Source organism: Amycolatopsis bartoniae (genome assembly GCF_014191255.1).
Classification (GTDB): Bacteria; Actinomycetota; Actinomycetes; order Mycobacteriales; family Pseudonocardiaceae; genus Amycolatopsis_E; species Amycolatopsis_E bartoniae.
This window is the reverse complement of record NZ_JACHWH010000005.1, coordinates 306,180-318,098: the sequence shown is the minus strand read 5'-3', so window position 1 is coordinate 318,098 and position 11,919 is coordinate 306,180. Positions and strand designations below refer to the sequence as shown.

Annotated in this window: 9 protein-coding genes; 4 read left to right on the top strand and 5 right to left on the bottom strand. The window is 72.2% G+C overall.

Features of this window, described 5'->3' with window-relative positions:
- Nucleotides 1–335: 335 nt before the first annotated feature.
- Together FHX82_RS25005 and FHX82_RS25000 are read left to right on the top strand one after the other, a co-directional pair.
- A complete protein-coding gene (locus tag FHX82_RS25005; protein ID WP_183176811.1) occupies nucleotides 336–2,354 on the top strand; it encodes an MFS transporter in 2,019 nt (672 codons plus the stop codon).
- Complete coding sequence (locus FHX82_RS25000) at nucleotides 2,351–4,156, top strand: FAD/NAD(P)-binding protein (RefSeq protein WP_145934581.1); 1,806 nt, start codon at nucleotides 2,351–2,353, stop codon at nucleotides 4,154–4,156. The genes FHX82_RS25005 and FHX82_RS25000 overlap by 4 nt, the downstream gene beginning before the upstream one ends.
- 177 nt (nucleotides 4,157–4,333) lie before the next feature.
- Here the strand turns inward: FHX82_RS25000 and FHX82_RS24995 are convergent, their stop codons facing one another.
- Entirely contained in the window at nucleotides 4,334–4,813 is a 480-nt protein-coding gene (locus FHX82_RS24995; protein WP_145934582.1) for an RrF2 family transcriptional regulator, read from the bottom strand.
- A 110-nt stretch (nucleotides 4,814–4,923) separates the two neighbouring features.
- Here FHX82_RS24995 and FHX82_RS24990 point away from each other — a divergent pair, with 110 nt between their 5' ends.
- Together FHX82_RS24990 and FHX82_RS24985 are read left to right on the top strand one after the other, a co-directional pair.
- Nucleotides 4,924–5,655 carry an SDR family oxidoreductase gene (locus tag FHX82_RS24990; RefSeq protein ID WP_145934583.1) on the top strand — a complete coding sequence of 244 codons (732 nt, stop codon included), beginning with the start codon at nucleotides 4,924–4,926 and terminating at the stop codon, nucleotides 5,653–5,655.
- A 41-nt stretch (nucleotides 5,656–5,696) separates the two neighbouring features.
- Nucleotides 5,697–7,031 carry an NAD(P)/FAD-dependent oxidoreductase gene (locus tag FHX82_RS24985; protein ID WP_145934584.1) on the top strand — a complete coding sequence of 445 codons (1,335 nt, stop codon included), beginning with the start codon at nucleotides 5,697–5,699 and terminating at the stop codon, nucleotides 7,029–7,031.
- A gap of 55 nt (nucleotides 7,032–7,086) precedes the next feature.
- Here the strand turns inward: FHX82_RS24985 and FHX82_RS24980 are convergent, their stop codons facing one another.
- The 4 genes from FHX82_RS24980 to FHX82_RS24965 form a co-directional block, all read right to left on the bottom strand.
- Complete coding sequence (locus FHX82_RS24980; RefSeq protein WP_221216498.1) at nucleotides 7,087–8,097, bottom strand: zinc-dependent alcohol dehydrogenase family protein; 1,011 nt, start codon at nucleotides 8,095–8,097, stop codon at nucleotides 7,087–7,089.
- Entirely contained in the window at nucleotides 8,094–8,930 is an 837-nt protein-coding gene (locus FHX82_RS24975; RefSeq protein ID WP_145934585.1) for a helix-turn-helix domain-containing protein, read from the bottom strand. Before FHX82_RS24975 ends, FHX82_RS24980 begins: the two co-directional genes overlap by 4 nt.
- A 66-nt stretch (nucleotides 8,931–8,996) precedes the next feature.
- Entirely contained in the window at nucleotides 8,997–10,460 is a 1,464-nt protein-coding gene (locus FHX82_RS24970; protein ID WP_145934586.1) for a dihydroorotase, read from the bottom strand.
- Nucleotides 10,457–11,815 (bottom strand): FAD-dependent oxidoreductase, encoded by a 1,359-nt coding sequence (locus FHX82_RS24965; protein ID WP_229880366.1) that lies wholly within the window; start codon nucleotides 11,813–11,815, stop codon nucleotides 10,457–10,459. Before FHX82_RS24965 ends, FHX82_RS24970 begins: the two co-directional genes overlap by 4 nt.
- Nucleotides 11,816–11,919 lie beyond the last annotated feature (104 nt).

Sequence of the window (11,919 nt, the reverse complement as noted above, 5' to 3'; positions counted from 1 at the left end):
GAACCTGGTGGATGAGGACGAGACCACTGAGGCTTCCGTGGTGAGCCCGGAGCTGGCTTCGAAGAGCACCGCCAGCGTCGTTTGCTGAATCTGTTTTCCTGCTGAACCGAATTCGTGGAGGAGAAAGTCATGTCGGAGATCAATGAGCTGCAGAACCTGGTGGATGAGGACGAGACCACCGAGGCTTCGGTCGTGAGCCCGGAGCTGGCTTCGAAGAGCACCGCCAGCGTCGTCTGCTGACCTGAGGTCCGCGGAAATCCACGCCACGGGGCGGGAAACAGGGGCTCCCTGCTTCCCGCCCCGACGCGCGTCGAACGCCAGGAAGAGGAACACCCGTGAACCGCGATTTCCGGTACTACTGGTCGGCCGAGGTGAGCTCCACCTTCGGCTCGACGTTCACCACGACGGCGATCGGCGCGGTCGGCGTCACCGTTTTCGCCGCGAGCCCGGGCGAGCTCGGTTTCGTGAGCGCCGCGGCGATCCTGCCCGCCTGCGTGTTCGGACTGGTGGCAGGCGTCATCGGCGACCGGCTGCGACGGCCCCGGCGCGCCCTCATCGCTTGTGACGCCGCCGCCGCGCTGATGGTGCTCGCGGTGGCCGCGGGCATCCTCACCGGCGCTGCGACGATCTGGTGGCTGGCCGGCCTGTGCCTCGCGCTGGGTTGTCTGTCCACAGTGGTCGAAACGGTCTACTTCACGCACCTGCGCGGCCTGGTCCCGGACGACGACCTGACCGCCGGCCGAGTCCGCCTGCAAAGCGGCGAATACGGCGCCCGCACCGTGGGCCAGGCCCTGGCGGGTTTCGTGATAGCCGCAGCAGGCGGCGCGGTGGCGCTGCTGCTCGACGCGCTCAGCTACGTCACCAGCCTGGTCCTGCTGACCCGCATCCGCACAGCGGACCACGGCGCGGGGGAGTGGGCAGGCGGTGATGCGGCTGGTGCTGGTGGGGTTGGTGGCACGGGCGTGGCCTTGGCTGGTGGTGGCCGTGAGGCTGGTGTGGCTTCGGCCGGTGGTGATGGGGCAGCGGCGGCTGGCGGTGGCGGGGTTGATGCGCGGGGTGTGGGCCTGGCTGGTGGTGGTGGGGTTGGTGGCGCGGGCGTGGCCTCGGCTGGTGGTGGTTTGGCTGGTGTGGCTTCGGCTGGTGCTGACGGGGTAGTGGCGCCCGGTGGTGGTGAGGCAGCGGCGGCTGGCGATGGTGGGGTTGGTGCGCGGGGCGTCGGCCTGGCTGGTGGTGGTGAGGCTGGTTTGGCTGCGGCCGGTGCTGACGGGGCAGGGGCGGCTGGCGGTGGTGGGGTTGGTGCGCGGGGTGTGGCCTCGGCTGGTGGTGGTGGGGCAGAGGCGTGTCGTGGTGGGGCCTCCGAGCTTGCTGTGGCTGCGGCCGGTGGTGCGGTTGAGGTGCTCGGCGGTGGTGAGGCTCGCGGACGCGGCGTGGCTTCGGACGGTGGGCACGGTGAGGCTGGGCTGGTGGGCGATGGTGGTGTAACCGAGGCGCCCGGTGGCTACGGTGCGGCCGGATCATTCGGTGGCCACGGCGAGGGTGAGTCGTCCGGTGGTCGAAGTGCGGTCGGACCGGCTGGTGGTGGTAGTGCGGACGAGTTGTCTGCCTCCTGTGGTGGGAGTGGGGCGTCCGGCGAGGGCTCTGGTGCGGCCGGGCCTGCTGCGGGCGGGGGCTCTGGGGTGACCGGTGGGGGGCCGTCGGCTGGGGAGGGGGTGCGTTCGCTGCTGCGGGACATCCGGCAGGGGTTTGGGGAGGCGTTGCGGCATCCGTTCCTGCGGGCGTTCGGTGCGTTTTCGGCGGTGCGGGCGGTGAGTGTGGGCGCACTGGCGACCATCACCGCTCCCTTCCTTCTGCGGGACCTGGCTGTGCCGGTTTGGCTTTACGGAGCCCTGTATGCCTTCAGCGGGCTCGCCGGGCTCGGGGGATCTCTGGCGGCGGGACGGCTGGCGAAGCGGCTCGGGTTGCGGCCGCTGGCTGTGCTGGGCAGCGTCGGCATGGTGGCGTCCGCCTTTGTGTTGCCTCTGGCGGGCGGGCCACTGCCTGTCGCTGCCGGGCTGGGGGTGCTGGGGCTGGCGTTGCCCGCGGCCTTCGGGGCGGCCGCCAATGTCGGGTTGAGCGGAGCGATCACCGACCTCGTGCCCGAGAACGCCCTGGGCCGGGTGATCGCCAGTCTGCGCACGGTCACGACCGCTTCCCAGGTGCTCGGTGCGCTCGTCGGCGGGTTGCTCGGCGACGCGCTCGGGTTGCGGCCTACCGCGTGGTTGTGCGCGATCGTCTCGTTCGCGGGATGCCTGCTGGTGCTGCGGGCCTTCGTCGCGAGCCGACAGCCGGAACCGGCTCGGGTGGCCGTCGCATGAGTGGGCCGGTGCTGGTCGTGGTGGGTGCCGGTCCGCGTGGTACCGGGCTGCTGGAGCGCATCGCCGCCAACGCTGATCTCGTGCCGGGGGAGGGGTGCGAGATCCACGTGGTCGACCCTCACCCACCCGGCGCCGGGCGGGTTTGGCGGCCCTTGCAGTCGCCCCTGCTGCTGATGAACTCCCGTGCCGGAGAGGTCACGATGTTCACCGACGACAGCGTGCGCTGCGCCGGGCCGATCCGGCCCGGTCCGACGCTGGCCGAGTGGGGCCCGCACTACGACGGCCGCGACCCGGGGCTGGCCCGCGAGGCCGCCGCGCTTACGCCGGACAGCTTCGCCAGCCGTCGGCTCGCCGGTGCCTATCTCGGCTGGTGCTTCGACCGCGCTGTGCGGAGCTTGCCGCCTCGCGTTCGCGTCACCGTTCACTCCGCCGCCGCGGTGGCGTTGAGCGACGGCGACCGGCAGACGCTCACCCTCTCCACCGGCCGCCGCCTGCAAGCGGATGTGGTGGTGCTGGCCCAGGGCAATCCCGGTGGCCACCGCACCGCCGAACAGGAGGCCCACCAGGCGTTCGCCACGCGCACCGGCGGCACCTACCTGCCGCCCGCATGCCCCGGCGACGAGGATCTCGACCGCCTGCCGCCCGGCGAAGCTGTCCTGGTCTCCGGGCTGGGTCTGGCCTTCGTCGACCTGGCCATCCTGCTCACCGAGGGCCGCGGCGGCCGTTTCATCCGCCACCGCGACGGCACGCTCGCCTACCGCCCCAGCGGCCGCGAACCCGTCCTGCACGCGGGCTCCCGGCGCGGCGTGCCGTACCTGCCCAAACCCGTCCTCCCCGAACTGCGCGACCCCGAACCCCGGTTCTTCACCGCCGCGTCCGCGAAGCACAGCTCGCCGCGCGAACTGGTGGCCGCCGCCTGCCGGGAGCTGCTCTGGGCGCACTACCGGGAGCTGTTCGCCGCGCATCCCGAGCGCACCCGCATGGACGCCGCCGAGTTCGAGCGGGCCTTCGCGCGCCTCCCCGTGACCGATCCGGCACTCGTGGCTCTGGTCGCCGACGCCGTCCCCGACCCGGCGGATCGCGCCGATCTGAGCTTCCTGCGTTCGCCGCTGGCGGGCCTCACCTTTCCCGGCCAGGCCGCCCTCGGCACGTGGATGCACGACCGGATCAGCCGGACCGTGGCCAGGGCCACCGACCCACGGCACAGCGCCCACGCCGCGGTGCTCCACGGCCTCACCGCTGTCGGCGGTGTCCTGGAGAACCTCCTCGCCGAACCGGAAACCAGGGCCGCCGCGACCCGCGTCGCCGCACGGGTGGCGGGCTTCGCGCCGTTCCTCGGCTCCGGCCCGCCGCCGCACCGGCTGGAGCAGCTGCGGGCACTCGCCAAGGCCGGGGTGCTCCGCTTCCTGGGCGCGGACCTGCGCATCACGCAGGACGAGGTGTTCGTCGCGCACACTTCGTCCCTGCCGCATCCGGTGGGCGCCCGGCACCTGGTGGAAGCGCGCCTGCGGGACCCCGATGCGCGGTCCGGTGTGGACCCGCTGCTCGCCGGCCTGAGCCCGGCCCGAGCTCGCGTTCCCGTCGATCCGGGCACCTTCCAGGTCCTGGTGGAAGGGCGGCCCCATCCCCGCCGCCTCGCCATGGGCCTGTTCGCCGGCGGGGGCGCGCTCGGCTCGTTCTCGCGGCCGCACCGCAACGCCCCGTTCTTCCGTCAGAACGACGCCACGGCCCGGTGGCTGCTCACCGAACTGGCCGGGGTCGCTTCGCAGACGCGCACGGGCACCCCCGTCATGGCGCACTGACGCGACACGCGGAGCGGGGACAGTTCCACAAGGGACAGAGGAGTTCTTGGTCACTCGTCAAGCCTGCTCCACCCGGGCGCCCGGCGGAAGGGGCAATTGACTGGCCTGTGGACAACCCACCCCATGTGGACAACTGCCGTCCCAGTTCACGAACAGTGGACTGTCCGAACCGGACGGTCAGTCCACCGTCCGCAGCCACTGGCCCAGCTGCCCCAGTACATCGCCCTCGTAGTCGGTGCCCACCATGCGGCTCAGGTCGGCCACCGACACCTCCCGCAGCGCCGCTCGCCACGCCCTGTCCGCCGCGTACATGGTGCGCGCGATCGCGCAAGGCGCGGTGCAGGCCGAGGCCGGGGTGGCCATCGGGCCGCGCTGGCGGATCTCCGTGCAGACGAACGTCGGCTGCGGCCCCTCCACGGCCTCGACCACGTCCAGCACCGTGATGTCGTCCGCCGCCCGGGTCAGCACGTACCCGCCGGCCTTCCCCTGCACCGAGTGGACCAGTCCGGCCCGCGACAGCGACTGCAGCTGCTTCGCCAGGTACGTCGCCGAGACCCCGTGCAGCTCGGCCAGCCGCGCCGCGGGCACCGGCTCGGTCGCCGCCGTCAGCACCACGCAGCAGTGCAGGGCCCATTCGACCCCACCGGACAACTTCATCCGACCAGGGTAACCATCGCTCTTGACTCGGACAATGTATGTCCGGGTAGTATCTCGGACAAGAGAAGTCCGAGTTAGCCGGGGCGCGGCTCCGGCGGAAGGGAAACCCCATGAAGATCGCGGTCATCGGCACCGGCCTGATCGGCACGCAGGTCATCCAGCGGCTCACCGAGGCGGGCCACGACGCCACCGGTCACTCGCGTTCCACCGGCGTCGACCTGCTCACCGGCGAGGGGCTGGACGAGGCGCTCAGCGGTGCCGAAGTGGTGGTGGACGTGTACAACTCGCCGACGTTCGACGAGGCGGCGATCGACTTCTTCCGCACGGCGGAGACCCACGCGCTGGCCGCCGCGCGGAAGGCGGACGTCCGGCACGTCGTCGCGCTGTCGATCGTCGGCGTCGATCAGGTGCCCGACGTGGCGTACTACCGGGCCAAGACGCTGCAGGAGGACCTGATCAAGGCGAACCCGATCCCCTACTCGATCGTGCGCGCCGCCCAGTTCATGGAGTTCATCCCGTCGGTGCTGGACTTCACGACCGAGGGTGACGTCGTGCGCCTGCCGTCCACGCCGGTACAGCCCATCAGCTCCGCCGAGGTCGCGGCCGCCGTCGCCGAGGTCGCCGCCGGTGCCCCGCTGCAGGGCACCCGCGACATCGCCGGTCCGGAAGTTTTTCCGCTCGACGAGCTCGGCCGCATCACACTGGAGGCGACCGGCGACAACCGCCACGTCGTCACCGACGAGACGGCCGGCCTGTTCGGCGCCGTCAAGGGCGATGTGCTCACCGCGCCCGGTGGTCACCTCGGCACGACGCACTACCGCGACTGGCTGCGCACCCGCTGAAGCACCGCGACCGGCGTCGCGGAACACGAGAGAGGGCACCGATGCGCAAGATCCTGATCGTGGGCGGCGGCTACGCCGGCTTCTACACCGCCTGGAAGCTCGAGAAGAAGCTGCACCGGGGCGAGGCCGAGGTCACGGTGGTCGATCCGCGCCCGTACCTGACCTACCAGCCCTTCCTGCCCGAGGTGGTCGCGGGCTCGATCGAGGCGCGCCACGCCGCGGTTTCCCTGCGCCGCCACCTGAAACGCACCCGCCTGGTCGCGGGCACGGTCGTCCGGATCGACCACGGGCACCGCACGGTCACCGTGCAGCCGGCCGACGGGGACGCGTTCCGGCTCGGCTACGACACGATCGTGGTCACCGCCGGTGCGGTCACGCGGAAGTTCCCCGTGCCGGGCATCGCGGAGGAGGCGATCGGGCTCAAGCACGTCGAAGAGGCGGTCGCGATCCGGGACAAGCTGCTCACGTCGTTCGACCGAGCCGCGACGCTGCCGCCCGGGCCGCAGCGGGCGAAGCTGCTCACAGTCACGTTCGTCGGCGGCGGCTTCTCCGGGGTCGAGGGTTTCGGTGAGCTGCTGTCGCTGGCCACCGCGCTGCTCGGGCGGTATCCGGAACTGAGCCGCGACGAGCTGCGGTTCCACCTCGTCGAGGCGACGGGCCGGATCCTGCCCGAGGTCAGCGACCGGCCCGGCCGCTGGGTGGTGCGCTCACTGGAGCGACGGGGTGCGCGCGTGCACCTGAACACGCAGGTGACCTCGGCGGCCGGCGGGCACGTGGTCCTCTCGACCGGCGAGAGCTTCGACTCGGAGCTCATCGTGTGGACCGCGGGCAACGCCGCGAACCCGGTCACCGGCAGGCACACCGACCTGCCGGTGGACGGGCGCGGCCTGGTCGTCGTGCGGCCGGACCTGCGGGTGGGCACCGAGGACGCGCCGGTACCGGACGCCTGGGCGGCGGGTGACGACGCCGCGGTGCCGGACCTCGCCTCACCCGTTCCGGGCGCCCTCACGACGCCCAACGCGCAGCACGCCTACCGCCAGGGCAAGCTGCTCGCGCGCAACCTCGACGCCACCCTGCACGGCCGCGAGCCGAAGCCGTACCTGCACCACAGCCTGGGCGCGGTCGCGACGCTGGGCCTCGGCCGCGGGATCTTCCAGTACCGGCACCTCGTCATCACCGGGCCGCCGGCCTGGCTCATGCACCGCGGGTACCACGTGCTCGCCGTGCCCAGCTGGGAACGCAAGATCCGGGTGCTGGCGGTGTGGCTGACCGCGGCGGTGGCCGGGCGCGACATCCTCTCGCTCGCGTCGGTGCAGCACCCGCGCGACGCGTTCGTCACCGGCGGCGAACCCGCGCCCGCCGACAGGGCTTCTTGAGTTTCGTGCCACCAGGGCGGCACGAAACAGCGGAAACCGTTGTGGGTAAACGGGTTCAGGCCAGTTCGACGACGACCTTGCCGAACGCACCCCGATCGAGGTGGCCGAACGCGGCGGGTAGTCCGGCCAGCGGGTAGCGCCCGTCGATCACGGGCCGCAGTCCCGTCCGGTCGACGGCGCGCACGAGGTCCTCCAGCGCCCGGCGGTGGCCGGTGCCGATGCCGTGGACGGTCAAGTCCTTGAGCAGCAACGGCATCACCGGTGCCGACACCTCGAAGCCCTCCAGCGCGCCGATCTGGTGAATCCGGCCGCCGACCGCCGCCACCTCCACCGCCCTGCCGAAGTGCGCCCCGCCGACCACTTCCAGGATCTGGTCGGCGCCGCGGTCGCCGGTGAGCGCCAGCACCGCCTCCACCCAGTCCTCCCGCGCGCGGTCGACGCAGTGGTCGGCGCCGAGCGCCATCGCGCGGTCGAGCTTGTGCGCGCTGCCGGACACGATCACCTCGGCGCCGTGGGCCTTGGCGATCTGGATGCCGAACAACGACACCCCGCCCGTGCCCTCGACGAGCACGGTCTCCCCGGCCCGGACGCGGCCGCGTTCGGCGAGCGCGAACCACGCCGTCAGGCCCGCGCAGGGCAGGGTGCTCGCTTCGGCGTCATTCAGCGCCGCCGGTGCCGCCACGAACCAGTCCTGCGGAAACGCCACGTACTCCGCCAGCACACCCGGGTGGAAGCCGCCGAGGGTGCGGTAGGCCGGGGTGCGGCCGTTCCCGGGCCGCATGCCGTCGATCCAGTCCGGGGTGAAGGTGGAGATCACGCGGTCCCCGACGGCGAACCGGCCGGCTTCGTCACCGAGTGCCACGACCGTGCCCGCGAGGTCGGACCCAGGGGTAAAGGGGAACGCGAGCGGCAGGCCACGGCCGTTGTCCGTCACCAGCTTGTCGCGGTGGTTGAGCGACACGGCCGCCACACGCACCAGGACCTCGCCGCGGCCCGGTTCCGGCACGGGCACCTCCCGCAGCTCCAGGCGGTCCCGACCAATGCCGTCCATCTCCCAGCGCTTCACCGCCCTTCCCCCTGCCGGGCCAGGCTCGCCAGCAGCGCCAGCGACCGTTCGGCCGCCGAACCCGGTTCCGCCGAGAACACGTACAGCGTCTGCCCGGTCTCGCCCGTCACCGACAGCGACTCGTACTGCACGGTGATCTCACCCACGAGGGGGTTGCGATAGGACTTCGTGCCGCCGGTCCGCTCGTGCACGTCGTGCCGCGCCCAGAGCTCGCGGAACTCCGCGCTCTTCAACGACAGTTCGCCCACCAGACCGGTCAGCCGCGGGTCGTCGAGGTCGGTGCCCGCCGTGGCCCGCACGCTCGCGACCACCCCGCGGGCGATGGCGGGCCAGTCCGGGTAGACGTCGCGGGTCGCGGGATCGAGGAACACGTCACGCAGCAGGTTCCGGCCCGGCGTGAACCCCGGGTTGAGGAGCATGGCCGGCTCGTTGGCGGCGAGCACGTCGCGGTAGCGGCCGATCACCACCGCGGGCTGCGGCCAGCCCTCGACCATCCGGGCGAGCCCGGGACGCACCTGCTCGGCGTCCCGGCCGCGGCGGCAGCGCGGCGGCGGGGCCGCCGCCAGGCGCCGCAGGTGGTCAGCCGCCGTCTCGTCCAGCTGCAGCGCCTGGGCGATCGCTTCGAGCACGACCGGCGACGGGTTGCGATCGCTGCCCTGCTCCAGCCGGGCGTAGTAGTGCGGACTGACCCCGGCGAGGAAGGCCAGCTCCTCGCGCCGCAGTCCCGGAACCCGGCGGCACCCGTCGTCGGGCAACCCGAACTCGGCCGGGTCGAGGAGTGCGCGCCGGGCCTGGAGGAACTCGCCCAGCGGGTTGTCGATCTGATGAGGCATGACCGCACGATAGGTCGGCAGGCCCGGTGCGTGGCACACCGTGAGAGGGTGTGCCACGCGCCGGGTTCACGCGGTCGGGCGGTGCAGGTAACGCCCGGTCGGGGAGCCGAGCACGGATCCGTCGCCGTAGATCTGCTGCCCGCGCAGGAACGTCGAACGCACGGTGGCGCCGATCTCCAGGCCGCGGAACGGCGTGTACTCCTGCGTGGAGAACGACTCCGACGGCTCGACCACCCACGAGCGGTCCGGGTCGACGAGCGCGATGTCCGCGTCGAAGCCCTCGGCCAGATCGCCCTTGGTCTTCAGGCCGTAGCGCTGCGCGGGATTCCACGCGGTCAGCTCGGCGATCCGGTTGTACGACAGGCCCCGCTTGCGGCCTTCGCCCACCAGGCCCGGCAGCACGTACTCCGCGCCGCCGAAGCCGGACTTCGCCGCGAACACGTCCTGCGGGTCGTCGCCGAACTTCGTCTCCTCCTTGCAGCACGCGTGGTCCGACACGACCCAGTCGATCTCCCCGGCCAGCAGGTGCTCCCACAGCTTCTCGACGTCCTCGCGCCCGCGCAGCGGCGGGTTGACCTTGCCGCCGATCCCGTCCGCCGTGGTGATGTCCGTGAGCAGGTGCCCCGCGGTGACCTCGCGCCGGAAGTCGACGTGCGGGAAGGTCTTCGCCATCAGCAGCGCCGCCTCCAGCGCCTTGCCCGAGGACAGGTGCAGCAGGTTGATCGTCGGCAGCCGCGTCTCGTGCGCCAGGTAGGACGCGATCGTGACGGCCAGCCCTTCCGAGTGCGGCGGGCGCGACGCGCTGTAGGCCGCCAGGCCGGTCAGCGTCCCTTCCTGCTCCACCAGCTTCGTGTACGCCGTCATGATCTCGGCGGTCTCACAGTGCAGGGACAGCGAAATCGAGTCCGCCCGGTCCGGGAACATCTCGCGGGCCCGCTGCACGCCGCGCATCACGAACTCGAAGTGCGCGAGGTCGTAGCGCTCGCCCTCGGGGATCATCAGGAACGAGTTCTGGTCGGCCGAGCGGCCGTGCAGGCCGTGGCTGCCGTAGAACATGAAGATCTTGAACGACGTCACGCCGTGCTTGTCGATCAGCTCGGGGATCTCGTCGATGTGCGAGGACTGCATGGGCGCCAGGTGGAAGGCGTAGTCCACATAGGACCGGTCGGCGGTGGCGGCGAGCACCTCGGGGAAGACCTCCGCGTAGCTGCCGCCGCGGTTGAGGTAGTACTGCCCGGTCCGCATGTACGTCAGCGACGAGGTCACCCCGCCCTGCGCGCACGCCCGGCTCTCGCTGTCCGCGTCCTCGGACAGCGGGTTGTAGATGCCCCAGTGCTGGTGCGCGTCCACCACGCCGGGGAACGCGAGCAGGCCGCCGCCGTCGTGCACGCGCTCCGCCGCGCTCGCCTCGATCCCCGGTGCCACGCGGGCGATCCGCCCGTCGCGGACGGCGATGTCGGCGTCGGTGACCTCCCGCGCGCCGGGCCGCACCACGCGGACGTTCTTGATGACCAGGTCGTATTCGCTCATTCCGTGCCTTCTCCTTCCGAAGGGACTTGGGCCGCGTGGGTGGCCGCCAGGTAGGCGAGGCCCAGCGCGGGAAGCAGGCCGTTGCCGGCGAGGTAACCGCCGGCGCCGTGACCGGAGATCCCGGCCGCCGCGCCGCCGGAGGCGTAGAGGCCGGGGATGGCCGAGCCGTCCGGGCGCAGCACCCGGGCGTGCTCGTCGACGCGCAGCCCGCCCTGGGTGTGGAACAGGGCGGGCACCACGCGCACGGCACGCAGCGGCGGGGTGAGCCCGGCGCCGAACTCGGTGCGGCCGAAACGGTCGGGAGCCACGGCCTCCGCCAGTTCCCGCGCGAGCGGTCCGGCCGGCAGACCGGTCGCCGCGGCGAGTTCGGCGACCGTGGTGGCCCTGCGGACGGCGCCGCTGTCCACGACCTGCCGGTAGTCGGTGAACGCGAGGCTCGCCTCGTGGATCCGGTCGTCGAACACCAGCCAGCCCGCCGCGCCGGGGCGTGCGGCCAGCATCGCGGCGTACTCGGAGTAGCCCACGGTTTCGTTCCCGAAGCGGTGGCCGGACTCGTCGACCAGGATCGCGCCGTGCATCACCGTGGTCCAGGTGACCAGCGTGCGCGCGGCCGACGAAAGCCCCGCATGCCCCTGGTAGGCGTCGAGGAATCCCGTGGCCGCACCGAGTTCGGTGCTGATGCGCAGCGCGTCCCCGCGCGAGTACTCGCTGCCGTGGTAGTCCGCGGCGGCGATCTCCGGAAGGTGCTCGGCCACCAGTGCGGGATCCGCGCCGTAGCCGTTGGTCGCCAGCAGGACGGCCCGCGCGCTGATCTCCTCGGTCTCGCCGTCCGGGCGGGTCAGCACCGCGGTCCACCCTTCCGGGGACGGGCGCAGGGCCGTCAGTCGGGCGGGCACCAGGAGGTCGATGAGCTCCACACGCCCGGCCTGCTCGGCCAGCCCGCTCAGCAGTACCGAACCGTGTCGGCCCGCGATCGTGTGCACGCGCGGCACCGAGTGGCCGGGATAGCCGAAGTCGGTGGGCAGCTCGATCGGCAGGCCCGCGACGTCGGCGAGCCACTCGACCAGCGGTGCGCTCACCGTCGCGAGCGCTTCCGCCACCACGGGATCCGCCGTCGACCCGGTCTTCGCGGCGATGTCGGCGAGGAACCGCGCGGGCGAGTCCTCGACCCCGGCGGCGCGCTGGAACCGCGACCCGGCGCCGGGCACCATCGCCGTCGACATCGCGGTGTTGTTGCCCTGCAGGAAGTGCGGGTTGGCCTCGGCGACGAGCACCCGCAGCCCCAGCTGCGCCGCCCGCAGCGCCCCGCACAGGCCGCCGCCCGCGCCGGCGACGAGCAGGTCGGTGTCGGTCAAGAAAAGCCGCCTTTCGAAGCAGCGTTCCGCTGAAAGGAACGCGAACCGAATCCAGCCTGACATTCAGCGGAACGGTCCGTCAATAGTGGATTTTCTGGAACTAT

Excerpts from the sequence above, each read along its gene's own strand:
- FHX82_RS25000 (WP_145934581.1), top strand. The coding sequence starts at position 2,351 with ATGAGTGGGCCGGTGCTGGTCGTGGTGGGTGCCGGTCCGCGTGGTACC.
- FHX82_RS24995 (WP_145934582.1), bottom strand. The coding sequence starts at position 4,813 with ATGAAGTTGTCCGGTGGGGTCGAATGGGCCCTGCACTGCTGCGTGGTG.
- FHX82_RS24990 (WP_145934583.1), top strand. The coding sequence starts at position 4,924 with ATGAAGATCGCGGTCATCGGCACCGGCCTGATCGGCACGCAGGTCATC.
- FHX82_RS24985 (WP_145934584.1), top strand. The coding sequence starts at position 5,697 with ATGCGCAAGATCCTGATCGTGGGCGGCGGCTACGCCGGCTTCTACACC.
- FHX82_RS24975 (WP_145934585.1), bottom strand. The coding sequence starts at position 8,930 with ATGCCTCATCAGATCGACAACCCGCTGGGCGAGTTCCTCCAGGCCCGG.
- FHX82_RS24970 (WP_145934586.1), bottom strand. The coding sequence starts at position 10,460 with ATGAGCGAATACGACCTGGTCATCAAGAACGTCCGCGTGGTGCGGCCC.